Here is a 23,262-nt window from a genome sequence, read left to right as displayed (position 1 = left end):
ACCAGCGATACGCGGTCTGCGGATGCACACCCTGCGTCTTCGCCCACTCCGTCAGATTCACGCCCTGACAACGACACTCACTCGCACATGGTTACCCTCACCTACCCGACCTCGATGCCCAGCAGTTGAAAACCCCTCCCGCGCTGAGAACGCCGGGTCGGAACACGTGGGCGGATTCGTGCCGGATCGCGGCAGGCGCCTCGAAGAGGCAGCTCATTCGTGGCTCGCGATGCCCTCCGCGACGGGAGCGAACAGGACTTCCCAGTTGCCCGGCAGATGCCGCACCGCGGCGCCGAGGTGGAAGCGGGCCACTGCCCACTCGTCGGGCCGGGCCCGAGGTCCATGCTCCTGGACCGCCCGCAGGCACTGGTCGATGAACTCCGAGTCCTCTTCATCCAGACCCAGTCGCTCGCATGCTCGTTCCGCCTCTGGAGACTCCTCGAACCAGTCGTCCCAGCCGGTGGCCGCGCCCAAGAGGTAGAGCAGGTGGCTCTCAGGGGCCGGCAAGGCACTGCGCAGGCCTTCGGTGGTGAATTCGCACTCCGCGACCCCTGCCAGGTCCGAGCTCCCGGTTGCCGCGGCGACCAGACTCGCCCAGTGGTTCTTGTCATGCGTGCCGGTCGTCTGTCGCATGTGTTCGCTCGCGAAGGCCGCCATCGCCTCCGGGTCGTCGATCAGCGGTGACAGGACGATGTCGCTGCTGTAGTCGAAGCCGAAGTAGTAGCGACGCCCATCGAGTACGAGCGACTCGATACCGCCGACATGGGCGATCCGTCCGGGCAGAGGATCGAAGCGCTGGGCAGATTTCCCTTCCATGGGCACGACCGTAGCGACCGCCACTGACATTCCCCCGGCCGCCGCGGTGGAGGAAGCGCCGGGTACGCCGCTGCCCGCGTTGCTGGGCATGGGCTCCACGACGGTGTCACATCCGCGCCTCGCCCTCCGCGCGACCACCGGTTCGCAGCCGGACGGGACCCAGCAGTCCGCTGACCCGCTGCCCGGGGAAGACGAAGTGGGTCGGGCTCGCCGCGTCCAGGTGAGGTGCCAGCGTCCCGAACACGGTGATGTCGAGGGTGTTGGCCCCGGGCCCGACCAGACCCGTCAGATCGAACACGTACGGGGAACACACCCGCACCCCGGCCGCGACGTCACCGACGCGCACCTCCGCCGTCCCCCGGACCCGTCCGAGATCCAGCGAAACGGCCCCGTCCGCGACGCCTGCGGGCACGTTCACCGATCGGCGGTACCGCACCCCGCCGCTGTACTCGGCGAGGCCGCGCGTCTCCCAGTCGCCGAGGCGAATCCTCCCGGGGCCGACCTCGCAGCGCACCGGACCGGCCAGGGCGGCGCCTCCCTCGCGACCGGGAAGCGTCCGGACACGCAGGGCCGCGGTCCGAGGGCCGGAGGGTGCACCGGTCTTGAGGTCGACCGTGATGGTCCGCATGTCCCGGGCGTCGATGGCGGTGACCACCACATCGCACTCGGAGCCGTCCACGAAGACCGTCGCCTCGCCGTACACGCGGACCGTCAGCCCGACCGCTCCGGGAGGCAGTTCCCACCACAGCCACTCGACCGCTCCCCGGCGCCCCGGTACGGCGAACCGGACCGGCACCACCGTGCCGTCGTCCGCATCCGGGTCCAGCCACGCGGCGCCCGGCAGCGGATGGGGCCGGCGACGCAGATACAGGGCGGCCGGGTCACCCGCCGGCTCGCGACGCACCGCGACCGGCACGCGTCCCCGCCCGCTCCCGGCCCACCACCGGGCATCGCTGTGCAGGGTCGCGACCCGGTCGCCGTTCCCGTCGTCGAAGGCCGCGTCCACCAGGACCGCGCGGTCGCCGCCGCCCGACGCATCGACCGTGATGTCGTTGTCACCGATGCGCAGAGCCGCCGTCACGTCATGCCGTCGCACGCGGGGCACCGTGTGTTCGGCGTACGGATCGAACCCGCCCTGCCTGCCCACGACATGTCCATTGACGCGCAGGAGGCAGGGCACCCGCGCGGCGACCTGGACGACGGCCCGGACGGGGAGGGCCGCCAGACGCAGTGTCGTGCCCATCGTCCCGGCAGCGTGAATCCACTCCGGGCGTCGGTAGCGCCCCGGATCGCGTACGAAGGCCATATGCGCCCGCAGTTCGCAGTCCTGATCAGGGGTCAGTTCCAGTTCGAGCAGATGGCGGCCCGACTCCACTCGCAGCGGGCCCATCGCGAGGTGGCCCCCGTCGTCCAGGGCGACGGGCGCACCGTCGATCCGGACCCGCTTCGCCGCCGCGGCACCGACCGCGAGATGTCCGTCGAAGTCCTCGTCGAGGAACAACTCCGTGCACAGCAGCGCCATCCGTCCGGCGGCCGAGGGGCCGATGAGTACGAACTCCTCCGGCACATGTCCCTTGGGCCCCAGCACGGCACGGTGGACAGGGTCCTTGCGCACTCCCAGGGTGTCGGACCACGCGAGGGCCGACGCGCCGTCGGTTTTGGCGCCGTCGCGGAGCAGCAGCGCGTGCGGACCGAAGGTCGCGTGGACCGTGTCCCCGGCCTGCTCGTCGGCTCGGCCCGGCATGGCCCAGCCCTCCCGTACGCCGTCCTCCCCGGCCGCTTCCACCCGGTGCCGGAAGGTCCGGCACTCGGTGACGGCCGGGCCGCCGGGCGGGCCGGTGGCGGGCCGGGCGAAGTCGCCCCAGGTGTTGTCGAGGGTCGGGACGAGTGTCATGTCCCACTCCGCTTCCGGAGGGATCCCGATGGTGACGGCGGCCGCCGCGACACCGGGTGCCTTGGACACCTCGGTCGGGGCCGCCTCCGGGGCGCGGTCCGGAAACACCAGCAACGCCGCGGGCCCCCGGTCGAAGGGCACGTCGACCTCGACGTATCCGGCGTCGTCGTCGACGGGCCGTACCGGCAACGTCCGGGGCGTACCGCCGAAGGGGTCGACGAGGAGGGCCGGGCCCACCGCGTCCGGCACCCGCACCCGTACCCGTGCGCGGCGCGCGTAGCGGTCGGGGTCGAAGTCGTACCGGGCATCCAGCCAGCCCAGTGCGGCACCGCGCTCGTCGGGTGCCGCGACGGCCGCCCGGGTGGCCCGTGGGGATCCCGCGGTCAGGAACACGACCGTGGCGCCCTCCGCGCGACGCGCGAGTGCGGGGACCGGAGCCCGGACCACCGGGTGCGGTCCCGTGAGCGCGGCGGCCAGTGAACCCGCCGGATCGTCCGTTCCGGTGGCGAAGAGGGCCCTGCCGTCCGCGAAGCACGCGCGCAGCTCGGCCGGCACCGTGTCCGGGCCGGGGCCGACGACGTGTTCGGGGAGGGCGCCAACCGCGATCAACGTCCCACCGGCCCGGACGAATTCGACGAGACGCCGTGCCGTCTCCTGTTCCAGGACCGTGCACGCGGGCAGCACGACCGTGGTGTACGCCTCGTTCGCGACCCTCAGCCGCACGTCGCCGTCACAGGTCGCGACCCGGGCGCGTGCCAAGGACGTGTCGTCGATGACGTCGGCGTCGAGGCCGAGTCGGTCCATGAGGCCCGGACGGGTGCGGAACCAGGCCATGTCGCCGACGAGTTCCAGATACGTCGCCTGGGCCCGCCTCGCCGCGTCCGTGATTCCGTCCGGCGCGGTACCGGCCTGGGCCGTGGTGGTCGGCAGCAGGATCGCGGTGTCGCACAGATGGCGGCCGAGGCTCAGGATCGCGCACAGCCGGGTCACGGCATCGGCGAAGACACGATGGTGGCGCCAGTACGGCTGACGCCAGTCGGTCGCGGGCGGTGCCCACTCCCACCAGCTGCCCTTGGTCGTGTAGTAGACGGCGTGCGGGTTGTAGAGAGTCGCTCCGGCGCGGAGCCACGGCAGCAGCCAGTCGAACGTCTCCTCCGGCGTGCCGCCCCAGCCGGTGGAGTGGAAGGCCTCGATCCAGGTGCGGGGGCGGCCGTGGAGATGGGCGAGCGAGGAGTGGATGCGGGCGTCCCCGTGGTGGTCGGAGCCGGGGGCCGAGAACCAACGGTGCGTGCGGGCGTAGTCGGCGTACAACTGCACGCCGGCGACGGGGTGTCCGGCACGCGCCGGGTCCTGCTGGTCGCAGCCGATGAGCAGGCCGTGCCGGTCGTGCCAGGCGGCCAGCGGCCGGAAGAACGCCTCCTCGGCCAGTTCGGCGCGGGTCACCTGGTAGTCGCGCCGGACCCGGTGGGCGTCCGCATCCGTGCTGTCGTCGTACAGGGTGTCGAGCCGTGCGGTGATGTCGTAGCCGCGCAGACGGAGAAAGGCGTCGGCGAAACCGGGGGACCAGGTGGGCAGGGACGGCAGCTCGTCCTGGAACGAGCCGACGACGACGGTACCCAGCCGGTCGCCCAGCCGGCGCTCGAACTCCCCGTGCACCCGGTCCAGCAGCGCCGCACACGCCCGGGTGCCGAGGTAGTCGAAGCCGAGCGGCACATGATGATGGAGAGTCAGGCGCCACCGGCCCGCGCCCGGCGCCCGTACCACCCCGTCGTCCACCGAGACCGGGACCGCCGGGCCGACGATCCGGCCGGCGGCGTCGACCGGTTCGGCGCGGCCCGCCAGCGGGCGTCCGTCCGGGGGACACCGCAGCACTGCGGTCGGCATCGCCGCGGAATCGACGACGGCACACAGTCGGACGAGCCGACGGCCGGCGTGCGCGGGGTGTTCGTCGACCAGACGCGCCTGCAGGTCCGCGCCGGAGAAGCCGAGCTGGTCGTAGAACCACAGGCTGACGCCGAGTTCGCCGGCGTCGTCGCACACGCCGTCGAGCAGATCCCACCACGCGTCGGACATGAAAGGCGGGTCGTCGGCGTCGGAGCCGAACAGGGGGCCCGACGGCGCCAGATTGAGGAGCACGAGGTTGTGCACGCCGCCTTCCGCGAACCGTTCCAGCTGGGTCCGCAGCCGTGTGCGGTCGAGCCGTTCCCCGCTCCACCACCAGATGGCCGTGGGCGAGAAGGCAGGCGGGGGTTCCGCGAGGATCGCGGCGATGCTCGGGGGGAGCGACGGATGCACCGGGTGTGTCATGAGATGTCCTCAGCCCTTGAGACCGCCCGCGAAGCCCTTGATCACATAACGCTGGAGAAGTACGAACACCACCAGGATCGGCAGCGCCGCCAGTACCAGTCCGGCGAAGACGAGGCCGTAGTCGGAGACGTACTGACCGACGAACGCGAACACACCGACGGGCACGGTCTCCTTGTCGGAGCCGCCCAGGTACAGCAGTGGGGTGAAGAAGTCGTTCCAGACGAACACGGCGTTCAGGATGATCACAGTGCCGGTGATCGGGCGCAGCAGGGGAAAGACGATCCGGGTGAACGCCTGCCGGTGGTTGCAGCCGTCGATGAGCGCGGCCTGTGCGTAGTCCTGCGGCAGAGCCCGGATGAATCCCGTGTAGAGGAAGACGGTGAAGGGCAGTTGGATGCCGGTGTAGAAGAACACCATGCCCTGGTACGTGCCCAGCCAGCCCAGGTCGTCGACGAGTTCGTAGAGCGGAATCATGCCGAGCTGGAAGGGCAGCACGATGCCCAGCAGGAAGAGGATGTACACCCCGTAGCCGAGGCCGCGGGCGCGGCGCGCGAGGCAGTAGGCCCCCGTGGAACCCAGGACGACGAGCAGCAGCAGACTCGCGACGGTGATGATCGTGCTGTTGAGCAGGGCGGGTCCCAGGGACGCGGAGGACCAGGCATGGCCGAAGTTGGCGAAAGTGGGCGGGGAGGGGAGCGAGAGGGGGGAGTCCGAGATCTGCCGGGGGTCCTTCATCGCCAGGGTGATCAGGGCGTACACCGGGAACAGGAACACCACGGCGACCGCGATCATGACCAGTTCGAGGACGTATCGCCCGTAGCGCGGTCGGCGCCCTGCGCGCTCGGGTTTCCGTCCCACGGGTCCTCGGGGCGGTGCGGTGCTCACGCGGTGACCTCCCTCGCGCGCAGATGATGGAGCTGGACCAGCGAGACCGCGGCGACGAACAACGCGAGGACGAGAGCGACGGCGGTGCTGTAGCCGAACTTCCCGTACACGAAAGCTTCCTTGTACAGCACGGTCGACAGCGTCTCGCTCGCGGTGCCGGGGCCGCCGTTGGTGGCGGCGTAGACCTGGTCGAAGAGCTTGAGACCGCCGATGGTGGACAGCATGAGGTTGATCGTCAGGGCCGGGGCCAGCAGCGGCCAGGTGACATGGCGGAAGCGCTGCCAGGAATCGGCGCCGTCGATCCTCGCGGCCTCGTGGAGTTCGGCCGGGACGCCCTGGAGACCGGCGAGGAAGACGACCATCGAGTAGCCGGCGTACTGCCACACGACCATCGCCGCGACGGACCACAGGGCGAGCGAGGGATCGCCGAGCCAGTCCTGACGCAGACCGCCGAGTCCGATCGCACCGAGGACGCCGTTGAGGCCCGCGCCGTTCTCGGGGTTGTAGACGTACTTCCACAGGATCGCGACCATGACGGGGCTGACGACGGCGGGCGCGAAGAAGATCAGCCGCAGCAGTGCGCGCGACCTGATGTGGGTGTGGACGCCGAGCGCGAGCAACAGGCCGACGCCGTTCTGGACGACGACCACGGCGATGGTGAGCAGCAGGGTGTTGCCGACGGACTCCAGGGCCCGGCCGTCGTCGAGCAGGGTGCGGAAGTTGTCCAGCCCGATGAAGGAGAAGCCGCCGATGCCGGACCAGTCGGTGAAGGCGTACATCACCCCGGCAAGGCTGGGGTACAGGACGACGACGCCGTACACGACGAGCGCCGGGACCACGAAGATCCACGGCGGGGTGGAGTGATCGCGGTGCCGGACGCGGCGGACCGGTTCGGCGGGCGGGGCCGCGACCTTGCCGGCCGTGCCGGGGACCGGCCTCTCGGAGGTCCTCGTCACGACTTCTTCCCGTAGGCCTCGTCCATCTGTCCCAGCGCGCCGTCGACATCCGTCCTGCCCGCGAGCAGGTTCTGTACGGCGGCGAAATGGGCAGGCTGCACCTCGGCGTTGGGCCAGCTCTGGTCCATGAACGGGACGGCCCGGTTGTCGTCGATGACGGGCAGGAAGCCGTCGAGGACGGGGTCGATCCTCGTCGACGCGTCGCGCTTGAACGGGATCGCGGCCACGGACTGCGCCCAGCGGTCGACGTTCTTCTGTTCCCCGAGGAATTCGATGAAGGCCTTCGCCCCGGCTGCCTTCTTGGACCGCGCGGAGACACCGAGACCGACGACGATGCCGGCCGGGATCCACAGACGCGCCGCGTCGTCACCGCCGGGGAACGGGAACATGCCGAGATCGTCCGGTGTCCCGGTGGCCTGCCGGAAGTTGGCGAGCACGGCGGAGACCTGGACCGCCATGGCCGCCTTGCCGCTCGCGACCATCGAGGTCTGCTGCTCGTACGTCGTCCCGTTGGGGTTGTCGTTGAAGAAGCCCCGGCGCTGCAACTCCTTGTACTTGCCCATCGCGTCGGCCCACCCGGAGCCGCGGAAATGAGCCCTTCCCGCGGCCATCTCGGCGTCGAAGCCGGGGTTCTTCGCGTAGACCGCGTTGGGCACCAGTGCGTAGGTGATCAGCTGGGTGACCCAGGGAGTCTGTGCGCCGAGCGCGATCGGGATCACGCCCTTGGCCTTCAACCTGGCGCAGACGTCCAGCAGTTCGCCCCACGTCCCGGGCGGCCGGACCCCGGCCTTGGCGAAGGCCTTCTTGTTGTAGATCGCGCCGATGACGCTGCTGCCCGCCGAATACAGATACGTCTTGCCCTGGTACCGGTACGCCGGATGGAAGTTCGCCGGGACCTCCTCGGTCCACGGCTGGCCGCTGAGGTCGGCGAGCAGCCCGTCCTTGGCCAGCTCGACCATGGACATGGCACTGCCGCTGCCCGGATAGAGCACATGCACATCGGGGGCGTTGCCCCCGGCGAGCTGGGTGCGCACCACCGTCTGTACCTGGTCCGTGGGGGCGAAGGAGGTGGAGAACCCGTCGCCGGGACGGGACGTGCGGTACAGCCCGACGAGCTCCTCGATCGGCTTCTGCTGGTCGGCGACGCCGACGATGCGCAGCTTGCCGGAGGCTCCGCTCGAATCGGAGCAGGCCGTCAGCGCGGGGGGAAGAGCGGCGAGTGCCGCGACCCCGCCCCCGATCCGGAGGAATCCCCGGCGTCCGACCGTGCTCCGGCCCGCCTGGCTGTGAGAACCCGTCGTCATGGTGTGTCCTCCTCGTGCGAACGGGCGAACGATGGTTTCGCCGCCGGTCCTGGTGTACGTGGGCTCGGGGTGGGCGACGGTCGAAGACATTCCGCGTGCGGCGTCCCGGCGGGGCCGTCGGCCGGCGGACAGGCCGCGGTGAAGCGGTAGACGCCCGAGGACACGCGATAGAGAACGTGGTCGGGGCGGGTCGCGATCAACGTGACGTGGGGGTCGTCGGCGCTCGGGACCGCCTCCGATTCATGGACCGAGCAGGGGTCCGTGGTCGGCACGTGCACGTCGGCGACGGCGCCGGGCGGCACCCGTACGCGCAGGGTGAGCCGGTCGCCGTTCCTTTCCCAGGCCACCTCGACGGTGCCGCGGACCGATGCGTGACGGGCGCTCGCGTGTCGCAGGGAGCCGGGACGGGGCCGTACCCGCAGATGGCGGTATCCGGTGGAGTCCGGTGCCTGGTCCAGGCCCGCGACACCGCGGTAGAGCCATTCGCCGATCGAGCCGAGCGCGTAGTGGTTGAAGGAGTTCATCGACGGAGCACGGAACCCCGCCCCGGGTGTCCACCCGTCCCAGCGTTCCCAGATCGTGGTGGCGCCGTGCCGCAGCGGGAACCGCCACGAGGGGACGTCGTCGCGGCGCAGAAGAGCATGGGCGAGATCGGCCCGGCCGTGCGCGTCGAGGACGGGCGCGGCGAGCGCGACCCCGAGAAAGCCGGTCAGCAGGGCGGGACCGGCCGACTCGATGAGTTCGGCGAGGCGGCGCGCGGCGGGGTCGACCAGCTCCGCAGGCAGCAACTCGAAGCCCAGCGCGAGGAGATATCCGCTCTGGGTGTCTCCAGCGACACGCACGGCGGGGAGCCCGTCGAGGCCCCGGTCCACGGTGACGAAATGCTCGGTGAACGCGTGGCGGATGTCGTCGGCCAGCCGGTGATAGTGGTTCCCGGCCTCGTTCCGCCCCAGGACATCGGCCGCCCGCGCCGTGAGGCGGGCACTGTGCGCGAAGTAGGCCGTGGCGACGACGTCGCGCGGGGTGGGGGTGCCGGGGGCGAGCCAGTCGGAGAAGTGCGGACCCACCCGCCTGCGCCAGACCAGTTCCGTGTTGTGACGATGAATCAGGTCGACCCAGGCGCACATGCCGGCCAGCGCCCGTTCGAGGAACCGCGGGTCGTCGTAGGTGCGGTAGAGGTGCCACGGGATGATCACACCCGCGTCGCCCCAGCCGGGCGCTCCTTCGTCGGCGACCCCCACGAGGCGCGGGGCGACATTGGTGAAGCCGCCGTCGGGCGTACGGGCGTCATCGACATCGCGCAGCCACTTCGTGAAGAACGCGGCGACGTCGGCGTTCAGCGCGGCCGTGGGCAGGAACACCTGCGCGTCGGCCAGCCAGCCGAGCCGCTCGTCACGTTGCGGACAGTCCGTGGGCACACTGACGAAGTTCGAGCGCTGTCCCCACGCCACGCAGTCGTGGAGTTGTCGGAGCTCGGCGTCCGAGCAGTCGAATTCGCCCGCCCACGGGGTGTCGCTGTGCAGAGCCACGGCGACGACATCGGACTCGGTCAGCTCGGGGACGCCACTGATCTCGGCATAACGGAAGCCGTGATACGTGAAGCGTGGTTCGAACACGATGTCGCGGCGGCCGTCCCCGACGAGCACATCGGTCGCGGCGGCGGTGCGCAGATTGGCCGTGTACAGGCGATGCGAGGCGTCCAGCGCCTCGGCGTGCCGGATCACCACCCGGGCCCCGGGGGCCAGTCGGGCGATCCGCAGCCGCACCCGTCCGGCGAGGTTCTGGCCGAAGTCGACGAGATGGGTGTCCGGTGACGTTCGGGTGACCGAGCACGGGCGCAGTTCGGCCATCGCCCGTACGGGCTCGTCCACGGACGCCACGAGCAATCGGTGATCGGTGCCCGTGATCAGGGCCGGGGGCCATCCGGAGTCGTCGAACCCGGGCAGCTCCCAGCCGTCGGCCGCGTGCCGCAGGTCATGGCACTCGCCCATCAGCAGATCCGCGTGACGGACGACTCCCGTGCCGGTGCGCCAGCTGTCGTCGGTGACGATCGCGGTACTGCGGCCGTCCGGGCCGGTGAGGTGGAGTTCGGCCAGGAACTGGGGGAACGAGCCGTAGTGGGCTCCGGCCCTGCGCGGTTCGAAGCCCACGAATCCGCTCCACCAGCCGTCGGCGAGGGTCGCGGCGAGAACGTTCTCCCCCTCACGCAGCAACTCGCCCACGTCGTACGTCTGGTACTGGACGCGTCTGCGGTAATCGGTCCAGCCGGGTGCGAGTTCGGCGTCACCGACCCGAACGCCGTTGAGCCGGACCTCGTACAGGCCGCGCGCACTGACATGGAGCCGGGCGCGTGTGCCGGGCGAGCCGGTGAAGGTGCGCCGCAGCACGGGGCACGGGGAGAGCCCGTGGTCGTCGAGGGCGAACTCGCCCTCGGTGGGGGCGTCCATGACGTCGACCCGATGCGGGTCGTGAGTGATCCACGACGCCCGCCATGCCCCCGCGTCGGTGAAGGCCGTCTCGAACCAGGACGTCGCCTCGGTGGGCGCGGAGGGGCCGCCCCGCCAGACGGAGACCCGCCAGTGATAGCGCGTGCGGCCCCGGAGCGCGGGGCCGGCGTACTGGACGGCGATCGCGCCGGGGTCGGACACCCGTCCCGTGTCCCAGAGGAGTTGACCGCCTTCGTCCAGGTTCTCGGGGTGTTCGGCGACATGGACCCGATAGGCCACGGGGTCGTCCCCGCGGTGCTCGGAGGCCAGCCGCCAGGAGAGCAGGGGTGCCGGTTCGTCGATCCCGAGCGGGGTGGCGCGGTGCTCGCACCGCAGGCCGAAGGGCCGCAGCGCCCGGTTTCCGGGAGTGTCGGCCGCTGTGCCCCCGGCGGGGCCGGGGGCGGACACGTCCGCCGCCGAGGAACCGGACACGAGCACGTCCTTCCGTCGCACCGATTTTCCTCATGTGAAATCTAACGTTAATTCTGTGGCGTGGAGACTATGAGGCCCCCTCAGAGGTGTCAAGGGTGCTGCCGACCCCTCCCTCGGTCGCCTCGAAGAAGGGGGATGTATCCCCAACTAACCGACTGTGAACGGCATTGTGACCACCCGCGTGTGGTCTTGTGGCACGCGATTCCCCTGTGATATTCAGCCTGTGATTACCACATGGGTGGACGTGAAATCACGTGCCGATCCCACCTCGTACCGGACGGGATCCCGCCCGACGAAGGGACGAGTCTCATGCCAATGAACAGTGGGCCAGGCGGCGCCGGAGGGTTCAAGAGACGGGCGATGCTCGGTGGAACGGTCGGGATGGCACTTGCCGCGGCCGGCCTGTCGGCGGGCAGTGCCTGGGGTGACACGCCCTTCCACGAGGACCCGTTCACCCTGGGAGTCGCCTCCGGCGATCCTTGGCCCGACGGATTCGTGCTGTGGACCCGCCTCGCGCCCCAGCCCCTGGCTCCCGACGGCGCCGGAGGCATGCCGCCGTACTCCGTCGACGTCCAGTGGGAGGTCGCCCGCGACGAACGCTTCCGTTCCGTCGTACGCCGGGGCCGCACCCGCGCGGTGCCCGAGCTCGCCCACTCCGTCCACGTCGAGGTCTCCGGACTCCAGCCGGGCCGGCACTACTACTACCGCTTCCGCGCCGGCGGCGTGCACAGCCCCGTCGGCCGCACCCGCACCGCACCCCCGCCGCACAGCCGCCCCAAGGAGCTCGACTTCGCCTTCGTCTCCTGCCAGGCGTGGTTCGAAGGCTTCTACACGGCCTACCGGCACCTCGCCGAGGAGGACGTCGACCTGATCCTGCATCTGGGCGACTACATCTACGAGAACGCCATCGACGCCATGGGCGGTGTACGCAACGTCCCCGTCGCCGCCGAACTGCGCCCCGAGCCGATGGACCTCGTCCAGTACCGCAACCGTCACGCCCTGCACCGCTTCGACCCCGATCTCATCGCCGCCCACCGGGTCCACCCGTTCGCCGTCGTCTGGGACGACCACGAGGTCGAGGACAACTGGGCACGCGACAAGTCCAAGGCCGACAACGAGCCCGACCAGGACCCGGCGGTCTTCCGGCAGCGCGCCGCGGCTGCCTTCCAGGCGTACTACGAACACCTGCCGCTGCGACTGCCGAACAAACCGAACGGCTTCGAGGCCCGGATGTACCGCCGTCTGCGCTACGGCCGCATGGCCACGTTCCACATCCTCGACACGAGGCTCTTCCGCGACGACCAGCCCTGCGGCGACGGGACGAAGAGCGGCTGCGACGAACGGCTCGAACCCGGCCGTACGATCCTCGGCCCCGAACAGGAGCAGTGGCTCTACAACGGCCTCGGACGTTCCGACACGACCTGGAACATGATCTCCCAACAGATTCCCGTGACCCAGGTCGACACCGACCCCGGCCCCGGCCAGGCCTTCGTGATGGACTTCTGGGACGGCTACGTGGACGCGCGCCGACGGCTGTTCAAGGAGATCACCGACCGCAGCGTGAGCAACCCCGTCGTACTGACCGGTGACATGCACCGCCACCTCGCCGCCGATCTCAAACAGGACTTCGACGACCCCGGATCGCCCACGCTCGGCGTCGAGTTCGTCGGCTCCTCCATCTCCACCACGAAGGACGGGATGGATCTGGACCCCTCCGGCGCCCGACTGCTCGCGGCCAACGAGCACATCAAGTTCACCAACTTCCAGCGCGGCTACGTGCGCTGCTCGCTGACCCCGGAGCGCTGCCGTGCGGACTTCCGGGTGCTTCCGTACGTCACCACCCCCGGAGCCCCCGTCTCGACCCGTACCTCACTCGTGACCGAGGCGGGGCGGCCCGGGATCCAGTCCGCCTGAGACACACCGGTCGCCCCCTGCCAGGGGAGCGGCAGGGGGCGACCGTGCCGGGCCCGTCCCCGGCCCGGTGCCCCGGCCCTGTCGCCGTCCGTCCGGACGGCGACAGGGGACCGGGTCAGGGAGCGGTGCCCCAGACGAGGGTGCCGGCCGTGTAGACGGCGACCTTCGAGGCGTCGGCGTAGGTGGTGTTGGTGGCGTGGCTGTAGTCGTCGGTCTCGTCGAAGTTCGACCAGTCGCTCTTGTTGACCCGCAGCTGGATCTCCCCGGTCGAGGCGCCCGCGGCCAGACTGCCGCTGCCGAAGCCGACCTCCAGGTAGTGGCTGGCCCCCGGGGCCGCAGTGCCCGAGGAGGACACGCCGTGGGTCACATTGCCGCAGCCGAGCACCGCGTAGTCGCACGCGGTGCCGAAGGTGCTCGCACCGGCCTCGGGCGTGAACCAGTACCGCACCTTCACCGTCGACAGATCCACCGCACCCGTCCCGGTGTTGACCAGCTGCAGACCCATCCGGATCTGGTTGTCGGTGGCCGAGGAGTCGGTGTTCTTGTACTGGACCTTGAGCGTGCCGCCGCCGGTGGAGCCGCCCTGGTCGGTCGTGGCCGAGACCGCCGCGGAGGCCGCTGAGACATGACCGGCCGCGTCCCGGGCCCTGACCGTGTAGCTGTACGTGGTCGAGGCCGTCAGACCCGTGTCCGTGTAGGAGGTCGACGCGGAGGAGCCAACCCGGACTCCCGCGCGATAGACGTCGTACGCGGTCACACCGACGTTGTCGGTCGACGCCGTCCAGGACAGCGAGACACTGCCACTCGTCCTTCCCGTGACCTTCAGACCCGTGGGTGCGGTCGGCGCCTGGGTGTCGTCGCCACCGCCGCTGCCGCTCAGCGGCGGGTAGGCGTTGCGCAGCAGTTCCTGGAACTGCGCGGAGAACCAGTGCCCCGCGAGCGGGGAGTTCGGCAGGGCGCCCGTCAGGTTGTTGCCGTTGCGGCCGTTACCGGTGTACGTGGGGTCGCACATCCGGTCGAAGCCCTTGCCCTCGTCGTTGTCGATGGGCTGGCTGTTGCCGTCCGACTCGCCCGGCGGCTTCGCCCAGACATAGGCGTCGATACCGGGCTCGGGGGCGCTGGTCGGCCGCTCGCCGATGCCCGCGCCGCTCTGGTTGCACCAGTTGCCCGCGTGGATGCGCCGGTCGACGCGGCCCCCGTTGACATAGTCGTCCACGCCGGCGGCGACCGTGGCGCCCTCCGATGTCGCGGCGGATTCATCACCGTCGAGGTGCGCGACGGCCGTTGTGTGCAAGTCTTGATTGTGGGAGCGCTCCCAAGATGGCGTGGTGATGCGCACCTGTCAAGAGTCAAACCACAACTGCTTTACGGGTTCGGCAACGTGAAGGCCCGGCGGGGATCGGCCCCCTGGCGTACAACAGCAGGTGGGAAAGGTGGGTCGGGGCCCGTCCTCTGTGTTCCGCCCGCGCGGGGACAGGTGCGCGTCACCGGACGACGAGTCACCCCTTCAGGTACGGGTGAATGGTGCAGATGTACATCTCGATCACGACGACGGCCGGCCTGACGTGGTTCCCCATCACAAGAGTTCCTCGGATCCGGCCGCCGTCGCGGCGGCACCTCGGCCGAACATCAGGGCCGCGCGGCAGGAGAAACGGCAGGCGCTCGGGGGGACGCACCGGCCGAATCCGTCCGGGCGCAGCACTCTCTCGGAGCGGTACTCCAGCCGGACCCGCCGACGGCCCCGGACCGTGGGACCGGCGGCGCGGCTCCTTGCCCGGCGCGGACTTCCGGGATCACCTTGCGGGGGTCCCGAAGCGGGATCTCAGGGTGGCTGGGACGGGCGGCTGAGACGCACCCGGCCCGAGCCCGGACCACCCCGCCCCCCGAGACACAGGAGATCCCCGATGCGCCTGTGCGCGAGCCTTGCCGTCGCCGCCCTGCTCACCCTGACCGTCACGGTGCCCGCTGCCGCTGCCCGGTCCGAGGAACCCGCGTCGGACCGCGGCCTCTTCCTCATGGTCTCGGGCAGCGAGAACACCTGGATCCGTGGTGTCGCGCTGTCCTGCCCGCCCGCCCCGGACGCGCGCCATCCCCACGCGGCAACCGCCTGCGCGGCGCTCGTGGCGGCGGCCGGCGACCTGGACCGTCTGCCCGGCGACCCGCACCTGTGCACCAAGGAGTACGACCCGGTGACGGTCACGGCCACCGGCACGTGGGACGGGCGCCCCGTCAGCTGGCAAAAGACGTTCCCCAGCGCCTGTGAGGCGGACACGCTCACCGGGCCGGTCTTCCGCTTCTGACTCCGGTCGTCCCGAGCCGGGTGGGAGGCCCGGCTCAGGACTCGCGCGTCGCGGCCATTGCGAGGGTGATCAGACCGAGCACCACCCACCCGAACCAGAGCCAGCCGCTGCTGCCCAGCGCCACCGTGTAGCAGGTGACCACGACCAGGGCCACCACGGTGATCATTCCCATGGTCTTCGTGGATCCGGACATGCCCGCACCCTCCTCGCCGGCCACACGGCCGTGGAGGCCATCGTCACCCGGGAGGCATGCCCGCCGCTACTGCCCGCGCGCCTGCAACGAGGCGAGATAGGCGTTGTACGCCTGCAGCTCCTGGTCCCCGTCCCGGTCGGCCGCCCGGTCGGAGCGCTTCGCCGTCCGCTGCTCGGAGCGGTACCACTGGAAGACCAGCGCGATCAGTACCAGCACCGACGGGATCTCGCTGAAGGCCCAGGCGATGCCGCCCGCCCAGTTCTGATCGCTCAGCGCGTCGATGCCGAGCGAGGCCGGCGGATGCTTGTACGTCTCCACCATCGGCGTCGACGCCATCATGAGCGCGATGCCGAAGAAGGCGTGGAACGGCATCCCGGCGAACAGCTCCAGCATCCGCATGACATAGCCGGGCCGGTGCGGCCCCGGGTCGACGCCCATGATCGGCCAGAAGAACACCAGGCCGACCGCCAGGAAGTGCACCATCATCGCGATGTGCCCGGTCTTCGAACCCATCAGGAAGTCGAAGAGCGGGGTGAAGTACAGCGCGTACAGGCTGGCGATGAAGATCGGGATCGTGAAGACCGGATGCGTGATGACCCTCATGTAGCGGCTGTGCAGCAGCATGAGCAGCAGCTCGCGCGGGCCGGTCCGGCCACGCCCCGCGACCGGGAGCGCGCGCAGCGCCAGCGTCACCGGAGCGCCCAGCAGCAGCAGGATCGGTGACAGCATGCTGATCACCATGTGCTGCACCATGTGCACGCTGAACATGACCATGCCGTAGTCATTGAGCTTGGTGCACATGACCAGGGCGATGCTCAGCACACCGACGACGAAGAAGACGGTCCGGCCGACCGGCCAGCTGTCCCCGCGCCCGCGCAGACGCAGCACGGCGTACCCGTACAGCCCGATGGCGAGGACGCAGCCGATGAGGAAGAACGGGTCCGCGGAGAACTGGAGCCCACGTCCCAGCGTGAACGGCGGCATATCCATGTTCATGCCGTGCCCGCTGTGATCCATCTGTTCACTCCCGCTGGGGACATCCCCGTTTCGTGCCGGTTGTCCCGACCAGAGTAGAACCGCCCCCGGCCGCAGCTGCGACCGGGGGCGGTTCGTCGGACAGGGGTGTCGCTCAGAGCACGCACTCCGCCTCGGCGTACCGCTCGGCCGGGACCGTCTTCAGGGTCTCCACGGCCTCGCCCAGCGGCACCATCGCGATGTCCGTCCCGCGCAGCGCCGTCATCATGCCGAACTCGCCGCGGTGCGCAGCCTCCACCGCGTGCCAGCCGAAGCGGGTGGCGAGCACACGGTCGTACGCGGTCGGGGTGCCGCCGCGCTGCACATGGCCGAGGATCACCGGGCGGGCCTCCTTGCCGAGGCGCCGCTCCAGCTCGCCGGAGAGCTGCGTGGCCATGCCGGCGAACCGCTCGTGCCCGTAGATGTCCTTGGTGCCCTGTTCGATCTCCATGGACGTGCCCTCGCGCGGCTTGGCGCCCTCGGCGACGACGACGATCGCGAACTTCTTGCCGGCCGAGAATCGCCTGCCGACCACCTCGGTCAGTTCATCGATGTCGAAGGGGCGCTCCGGCACGACGATGGCGTGCGCACCGGCGGCCATGCCCGAGTGCAGGGCGATCCAGCCGGTGTGGCGGCCCATGACCTCGACGATCAGCACCCGCTGGTGCGATTCGGCGGTCGTCTTCAGCCGGTCGAGTGCCTCGGTGGCGACGCCGACGGCGGTGTCGAATCCGAAGGTCACATCGGTGGAGGCGATGTCGTTGTCGATCGTCTTCGGCACCCCGACGATCGGCAGTCCCGCCTCGGAGAGCAGATTGGCCGCCTTCAGCGTGCCCTCGCCGCCGATCGGGATGATCACGTCGAGAGCGAGGTCGGCGACATGGCCCCTGGCCTGTTCGACGCCGCCCCGCAGATGGGCGGGCTGGACCCGGGAGGAGCCGAGGATCGTACCGCCGCGGGCGAGGATGCCGCCGACCGCGTCGAGGTCGAGCTTGCGGTAGTCGCAGTCGAGGAGCCCCTTCCACCCGTCGTGGAAGCCGATGACCTCGTCGCCGTGGTCGACCACCGCGCGATGGACGACGGAGCGGATGACGGCGTTGAGGCCGGGGCAGTCGCCGCCGGAGGTGAGCACACCAATTCGCATTGCCCGGGAAACCTTTGCAACGTGGGCCGACGACCGGACCACGTCGTCCGGTTGGTTCCCCGCCACCCTACCGGCGCAGGGTGGCGGGACCGAACCGGCCGTCCGCCTGCTGGACGCCGCTCAGCTGAGCTGAATACGCCTCATCAGGCGGGCTGGGTCGCCGAGGCGATGCGCTCGGCGCGCAGTGCCTCGTACCAGCGGTCGTCCGTCGGGGGCAGTGCGTTGACATCGAGCGCCAGCTTCAGCAGCAGATCCGCGATCAGCGGGTTGCGTGCCATCACGGGCCCGTGCATGTACGTGCCGAAGACGGTGTCGTTGTACGCGCCCTCGGTGCCGTCGCCGGTGCCGTTGCCCCGGCCGAACTGCACCCGGGCGAACGGCCGTGCCGTCGGGCCGAGATGGGTGATGCCCTGGTGGTTCTCGAAACCGGTCAGCGGCGGCAGGCCGAGGTGCGGGTCGATGTCGGCCAGTACGTCACCGACGCACCGGGCCCCGTCGCCACGGGTGGAGACCACGTCGAGCAGCCCGAGACCGGGCTCGCGCTCCCCGAGGTCGTTGATGAACTCGTGGCCGAGGATCTGGTACCCGGCGCAGACCGAGAAGATGATCGCGCCGTTGGACGCGGCCCGGCTGAGCCCGCCGTCGCGGCGCAGCCGCTCCGCTGCGAGACGCTGCGGCCGGTCCTCACCGCCGCCGATCAGATAGATGTCGCCGGACGTCGGCACCGGCTGGTCGCTGCGGACGTCGACGCGCTGCACGTCGAGTCCGCGCTGCCGGGCCCGGCGCTCCACCACGAGCGCGTTGCCCTGGTCGCCGTAGGTGCTGAGCAGGTCGGGGTAGACCCAGACCAGACGCAGACCGTTGTTGCTCATGCTTCGTCCTCTCCGGAGGTGGCCGGGGCCGGGTTCAGTTGCCGACACGACGGCGCAGGTCCTGGAAGGCGGTGTAGTTGGCGATGACCTCGATCCGGCCGGGCGGTGCCTGCTGAACGGCCTCGTCGAGGTTCTCGCAGACCCGGAAGTCGAGACCGGCCACTTCGAGACGGACCGCGAGATCCAGCTTGCGGTCACCGAGCACGAAGATCGGGTGACCGGCCAGCTGGGTGTAGTCCACGTCCCACAGCCATGACGTGTCCGTGCCGTCGGCGCCACGGGCGTTGACGGAGAGGATCACCGGGGTGGGCGGCGGGTCGATCAGGGAGAACGTTTCCAGCCAGCCCGCCGGGTTCTTCGCCAGCAGCAGCCGCAGCTCACGGCCGAGGAATCCGACCACGTCGTAGCGGCCCGCGACGGCCTGCACCTGATACATGCGCTCCAGCGCCACCTGCGGCGGCACACCGAAGACGGCGGCCACGGCGGCGGAGCTGGTGGCGTTGGCCTTGTTGGCGCGGCCGGGCAGCTGGAGATGGATCGGCCACGCCGAGCCGTGCGGATCCAGCACGTAGTCGCCGTGCAGCACCCAGCTGGGGGCGGGGCGACGGAATCCGCACTCGCCGCAGAACCAGTCGTCGCCGGGGCGCTGCATCACACCGCCGCAGGACGGGCAGGACCAGGCGTCGTCCTTCCATGCCTGGCCGGCTGCCACCCACACCACATTGGGGGAGGAGGACGCCGCCCACACGATCAGCGGATCGTCGGCGTTCGCGACGATCACGGCCTTCGAGCCGGACAACCCCTCACGCCACTTCTCCGCGAGCATCCGGGTCTCCGCGGCGCGGTCCAGCTGGTCGCGGGAGAGGTTGAGCAGCGCGATCACCTTCGGTGTCGTGTCGCGTGCGACCCCGGCGAGATACTTCTCGTCGACTTCTATGACGCCGTACTTCGCGTCCGAGCCGCCCGCCAGTGCCGAGGTGATGCCCGCCGGCATGTTCGCGCCGAGCGCATTCGACACGACCGGGCCCGCGGCCCGCAGCGCCTCGGCGATCAGCCGCGTCGTCGTCGTCTTGCCGTTCGTCGCCGACACGAGGATCACGTCCAGGTGCTGCGCCAGCCGCCCCAGCAGGTCGGGGTCGAGCTTGAGCGCCACCCGGCCGCCGATCACCGATCCGCTGCCGCGCCCCGCGGCGCGCGACACCGCCGCCGCGGCCTTACCCGCCGTCACGGCCAGCTTGGCCCGCGGCGACAACGGCTCCGTGTTGCCTGCCATCGTCCTAGATCCTCCTTGCATCGGTCCGCGCCCAGCCTATCGATGTCCGGCGCGGTGACCGCACGGTGGCACCGTCGGGAACGCGGAGGTCACGTGGAACGTACGATTGCCGCCATGCGAAACCGCCCGATCCCCGGCAGTTCCGGACTGATTCGTGCCATGAGTCTGCTCGGTGATCCGGTCCTGCGCGATGCCTGCGAACCCGTCACGGACTTCGGTCCCTCGCTCGCACGCCTCGTCGAGGACATGTACGCCACCATGTACGCGGCCCAGGGGGTCGGGCTCGCGGCCAATCAGGTCGGCGTTCCGCTGCGGGTGTTCGTCTACGACTGCCCGGACGACGACGACGTCCGGCATCTCGGACATCTCGTCAATCCGAAGCTGGTCGAGGCGGACGGCATCACCGTGCGCGGCCCGGAGGGCTGTCTCTCGCTGCCCGGTATGGAGGCCGGCACCCCGCGCTTCGACCGCGCCGTCGTCGAGGGCGTGAACGTGGCGGGTGAGCCGGTGCGGGTCACCGGGACCGGTTTCTTCGCCCGTTGCCTGCAGCACGAGTGCGACCACCTCGAAGGCGCGGTCTACACGGACCGGCTCACCGGGCTGCGCCGGGCGAGAGCTCTGCGCGCGGTCCGCCGGGCGCCCTGGGCTCCCGGCCGCTGACCGCACCCTCGCTCAGAACCCGGGGCCCCCGGGCCGGTCGCCCGCGGCGGCCAGCCTGCCCCACAGCAGATCCGCCAGGCTGCGCACCAACTGCTCGCGCGAACAAGGGCGTTCACCCAACCACCAGTCACCTGCGGCATGCATCATGCCGACGATGCCATGGCCCCAGATGCGGGCCATCGCCTCGCTGTCGGGACCCAGGTCCACCCGCTCGGCGATCACCAGGGCGAGCTCCTCGCCGAGCCGCCGCAGCAGCGGCGCGGAGTGCCGGCCGACATCGAAGCCCTGCTCGGTCGAGGGGGCCGAGTCGTCGGACGGGTGCATCAGGAAGCGGTAGACCTGAGGCCGGGCCTCGATCGCCGCGAGATAGGTGTCGAGCGTGGACTCCACGCGTCTGCGGCGCTCGGCGGGCGCGTCGAGCGCGGCCCGCAGGGCGATCAGGAGGGCATCGGTGTGGCGCTTGGCCAGAGCGCGGTAGAGGCCGCCCTTGTCGCCGAAGTGCCGGTAGAGAATGGGCTTGGTGATTCCGGCCTCCGCCGCGATGGCGTTCATCGAGGCCCCCGGCCCGTCCCTGAGCACCACGCGGTCGGCGGCCTCCAGCAGCTCGCGGCGGCGGCTCTCGGCCGCTGTCCGCTGCCGCTCGGCCTGTCGTGTGGTCTCCATGTCGCCCTCTCCCCGCCCCTGGCCGTGCACATTGCGTCCTGCCTGCGCAACGTAACACCCTGCCCTGCGGTGTGCGGATCGGCACCCGGGCGGTTGACAGGGGCTACTTGTCGGTAACAGACTGCGGTTACCGCAAGTAACGAATGGTTTTCCGGGGCAGTACGTGGAGGGGAACATGGCCGAGTTCACGCTCGAACTCAACGACGACCAGAAGCAGGTCCGTGACTGGCTTCACGGCTTCGCCGCGGATGTGATCCGTCCGGCGGCCTCTGAGTGGGACGAGCGTGAGGAGACACCCTGGCCCGTCATCCAGGAGGCGGCCAAGGTCGGCATCTACTCCCTCGACTTCTACGCCCAGCAGTTCTTCGACCCGACGGGCCTCGGCATCCCGATGGCGATGGAGGAGCTCTTCTGGGGCGACGCGGGCATCGCGCTGTCGATCGTCGGCACGGGCCTGGCGGCCGTGGGCGTCCTCGCCAACGGCACCGAGGAGCAGATCGGCACGTGGATCCCGCAGATGTACGGCGACGCGGACGATGTCAAGGTCGCGGCCTTCTGCTCCTCCGAGCCGGACGCGGGCTCCGACGTCGCCTCGATGCGCACCCGCGCGGTGTACGACCAGACGAAGGACGAGTGGGTGCTGAACGGCACGAAGACCTGGGCGACCAACGGCGGCATCGCCAACGTCCATGTCGTGGTCGCCGTGGTGGACCCCGAGCTCGGCTCCAAGGGGCACGCCTCGTTCATCGTGCCGCCGAACACCCCCGGTCTCTCCCAGGGGCAGAAGTTCAAGAAGCACGGCATCCGTGCCTCGCACACCGCAGAGGTGGTCCTGGAGGACGTCCGGGTTCCCGGTCACTGCCTGCTCGGCGGCAAGGAGAAGCTCGACCAGCGCCTGGCTCGGGCCCGTGAGCGCGCCGCGTCCGGTGGCGAGCGGGTGAAGAACGCGGCGATGGCCACCTTCGAGGCATCCCGCCCCGCGGTCGGCGCCATGGCGGTCGGCACCGCCCGTGCGGCGTACGAGGTCGCGCTGGACTACGCGAAGACCCGCACCCAGTTCGGTCGGCCGATCATCGACAACCAGGGCGTCGCCTTCCAGCTCGCCGACATGCGCACCCGGATCGACGCGGCCCGGCTGCTGGTCTGGCGCGCCTCCTGGATGGCGACCACCGGCAAGCCGTTCACCTCGGCCGAGGGCTCCATGTCCAAGCTGTACGCGAGCGAGACGGCGAAGAAGGTCACCGCACAGGCCGTCCAGATCCTCGGCGGCAACGGCTTCACCCGTGAGTACCCGGTGGAGCGGATGCACCGCGACGCGGCGATCTACACGATCTTCGAGGGCACGAGCGAGATCCAGCGCCTGGTCATCGCCCGCACCCTCTCGGGCATGCCGATCCGTTAGTGCTGTGACCGGAGGGTTCACCGGCTCGCGACGCCCGGCACGGCACCTCGCCGCGCTGTCGCATCACCCGGCGTGCATGGTTCGTGCTCGTGCGGCCCGCACCCCGGCGCCGGCTGTCCTCGAATCGCCGGACAGGCTGAAAGTCCAGCCCGTCCGGCGATCGGGCGCGAAGCGGCCGTCCGGCACCGAGGACGGCAACGGTCAGGCGGGCAGCTGGGACTCGATGGCGGCGATGAGCTCCGGGTCCTCCGGCTCCGTGCGCGGGCGCAGTCGCGCGACCGGCTCACCCGTCGGCGAGATGAGGAACTTCTCGAAGTTCCACTGGACGTCGCCGGCCTCGCCGTCCTCGTCCGCGAGGCCGGTCAGCTCGGCATACAACGGGTGGCGCCCCTCCCCGTTGACGTCGGTCTTCTCCAGCAGCGGGAAGCTGACACCGTACGTCGTCGAGCAGAACGTCCGGATCTCCTCCGGCGTTCCCGGCTCCTGCCCCGCGAACTGGTTGCACGGCACGCCGAGCACGGTGAAGCCGCGGTCCTCGTACGCGCTCTGGAGCCGTTCCAGGCCGGCGTACTGCGGGGTGAGTCCGCACTTCGACGCGACGTTCACCAACAGGACCGCCCGGCCGCGGTAGTCGGCCAGGGAGGTGGGCTCGCCGGTGAGCGTGCGCAGGGGAATGTCGTACAGCGCCATGAGGTCTCCTCGTAGTCGGGCTTCCGGGGTCATTGTCCCGCCCACGCGCGTCGTTGA

17 protein-coding genes and 1 pseudogene are annotated in these 23,262 nt (G+C 70.4%); 4 read left to right on the top strand and 14 right to left on the bottom strand.

The genetic code is table 11. The annotated features are described in order from the left end of the window. Positions 1-213: 213 nt before the first annotated feature. From ACF1B9_RS36160 to ACF1B9_RS36135, 6 genes are all read right to left on the bottom strand, one after another. Entirely contained in the window at positions 214-816 is a 603-nt protein-coding gene (locus tag ACF1B9_RS36160; RefSeq protein WP_391746576.1) for a hypothetical protein, read from the bottom strand. Positions 817-922: 106 nt separating this feature from the next. Further along, the gene (locus tag ACF1B9_RS36155; protein WP_391746575.1) at positions 923-5,017 is read right to left on the bottom strand and encodes a hypothetical protein; all 4,095 of its coding nucleotides are present in this window, start codon (positions 5,015-5,017) and stop codon (positions 923-925) included. A gap of 9 nt (positions 5,018-5,026) precedes the next feature. After that, positions 5,027-5,902: a carbohydrate ABC transporter permease gene (locus ACF1B9_RS36150; RefSeq protein WP_391746574.1), complete on the bottom strand. Its 876-nt coding sequence runs from the start codon at positions 5,900-5,902 to the stop codon at positions 5,027-5,029. Beyond that, on the bottom strand, positions 5,899-6,858 hold the full coding sequence (locus tag ACF1B9_RS36145; RefSeq protein ID WP_391746573.1) for a carbohydrate ABC transporter permease: 960 nt from the start codon (positions 6,856-6,858) through the stop codon (positions 5,899-5,901). Before ACF1B9_RS36145 ends, ACF1B9_RS36150 begins: the two co-directional genes overlap by 4 nt. Next, complete coding sequence (locus tag ACF1B9_RS36140; RefSeq protein ID WP_391746572.1) at positions 6,855-8,162, bottom strand: ABC transporter substrate-binding protein; 1,308 nt, start codon at positions 8,160-8,162, stop codon at positions 6,855-6,857. Before ACF1B9_RS36140 ends, ACF1B9_RS36145 begins: the two co-directional genes overlap by 4 nt. Next, a complete protein-coding gene (locus ACF1B9_RS36135) occupies positions 8,159-11,101 on the bottom strand; it encodes a family 78 glycoside hydrolase catalytic domain (protein WP_391746571.1) in 2,943 nt (980 codons plus the stop codon). The genes ACF1B9_RS36140 and ACF1B9_RS36135 overlap by 4 nt, the downstream gene beginning before the upstream one ends. Before the next feature lie 360 nt (positions 11,102-11,461). On the opposite strand from ACF1B9_RS36135, the gene ACF1B9_RS36130 reads away from it, so the two are divergent. Continuing rightward, positions 11,462-12,994 (top strand): alkaline phosphatase D family protein, encoded by a 1,533-nt coding sequence (locus tag ACF1B9_RS36130; RefSeq protein WP_391746570.1) that lies wholly within the window; start codon positions 11,462-11,464, stop codon positions 12,992-12,994. A gap of 115 nt (positions 12,995-13,109) precedes the next feature. Here ACF1B9_RS36130 and ACF1B9_RS36125 read toward each other — a convergent pair. Beyond that, positions 13,110-14,210: pseudogene (locus tag ACF1B9_RS36125) on the bottom strand (cellulose binding domain-containing protein); the annotation flags it as partial. Positions 14,211-14,898: 688 nt separating this feature from the next. Here ACF1B9_RS36125 and ACF1B9_RS36120 point away from each other — a divergent pair. Further along, on the top strand, positions 14,899-15,294 hold the full coding sequence (locus ACF1B9_RS36120; protein WP_391746569.1) for an SSI family serine proteinase inhibitor: 396 nt from the start codon (positions 14,899-14,901) through the stop codon (positions 15,292-15,294). Positions 15,295-15,328: 34 nt separating this feature from the next. On the opposite strand, the gene ACF1B9_RS36115 is transcribed toward ACF1B9_RS36120, so the two are convergent. The 5 genes from ACF1B9_RS36115 to ACF1B9_RS36095 all read right to left on the bottom strand — a co-directional run bounded on the left by ACF1B9_RS36115 (position 15,329) and on the right by ACF1B9_RS36095 (position 19,790). After that, entirely contained in the window at positions 15,329-15,487 is a 159-nt protein-coding gene (locus ACF1B9_RS36115) for a hypothetical protein (RefSeq protein WP_351084817.1), read from the bottom strand. 66 nt (positions 15,488-15,553) lie between these two features. Further along, complete coding sequence (locus tag ACF1B9_RS36110; RefSeq protein WP_351084815.1) at positions 15,554-16,504, bottom strand: cytochrome c oxidase assembly protein; 951 nt, start codon at positions 16,502-16,504, stop codon at positions 15,554-15,556. A 112-nt stretch (positions 16,505-16,616) separates the two neighbouring features. Then, positions 16,617-17,645: a 6-phosphofructokinase gene (locus ACF1B9_RS36105; protein ID WP_391746568.1), complete on the bottom strand. Its 1,029-nt coding sequence runs from the start codon at positions 17,643-17,645 to the stop codon at positions 16,617-16,619. A 143-nt stretch (positions 17,646-17,788) separates the two neighbouring features. Then, on the bottom strand, positions 17,789-18,517 hold the full coding sequence (locus ACF1B9_RS36100; protein WP_391746567.1) for a type 1 glutamine amidotransferase: 729 nt from the start codon (positions 18,515-18,517) through the stop codon (positions 17,789-17,791). Positions 18,518-18,551: 34 nt separating this feature from the next. Further along, positions 18,552-19,790, bottom strand: a complete 1,239-nt coding sequence (locus ACF1B9_RS36095) for a MurT ligase domain-containing protein (RefSeq protein ID WP_351084807.1) — start codon at positions 19,788-19,790, stop codon at positions 18,552-18,554. Positions 19,791-19,904: 114 nt separating this feature from the next. On the opposite strand from ACF1B9_RS36095, the gene def reads away from it, so the two are divergent. Beyond that, entirely contained in the window at positions 19,905-20,450 is a 546-nt protein-coding gene (gene def, locus ACF1B9_RS36090) for a peptide deformylase (RefSeq protein ID WP_391746566.1), read from the top strand. Positions 20,451-20,462: 12 nt separating this feature from the next. On the opposite strand, the gene ACF1B9_RS36085 is transcribed toward def, so the two are convergent. Continuing rightward, positions 20,463-21,113, bottom strand: coding sequence for a TetR family transcriptional regulator (locus ACF1B9_RS36085; RefSeq protein WP_376221062.1), 651 nt, complete (start codon positions 21,111-21,113; stop codon positions 20,463-20,465). A gap of 175 nt (positions 21,114-21,288) precedes the next feature. Here ACF1B9_RS36085 and ACF1B9_RS36080 point away from each other — a divergent pair, with 175 nt between their 5' ends. Further along, positions 21,289-22,515, top strand: coding sequence for an acyl-CoA dehydrogenase family protein (locus tag ACF1B9_RS36080; RefSeq protein WP_391746565.1), 1,227 nt, complete (start codon positions 21,289-21,291; stop codon positions 22,513-22,515). Positions 22,516-22,716: 201 nt separating this feature from the next. Here ACF1B9_RS36080 and ACF1B9_RS36075 read toward each other — a convergent pair whose 3' ends face one another. Continuing rightward, complete coding sequence (locus ACF1B9_RS36075; RefSeq protein WP_391746564.1) at positions 22,717-23,205, bottom strand: glutathione peroxidase; 489 nt, start codon at positions 23,203-23,205, stop codon at positions 22,717-22,719. Between the last annotated feature and the right edge of the window lie 57 nt (positions 23,206-23,262).

This window comes from Streptomyces sp. NPDC014727, assembly GCF_043083485.1.
In the GTDB taxonomy this organism is placed as follows: Bacteria; Actinomycetota; Actinomycetes; order Streptomycetales; family Streptomycetaceae; genus Streptomyces.
This window is presented reverse-complemented; position numbering and strand designations above follow the sequence as displayed.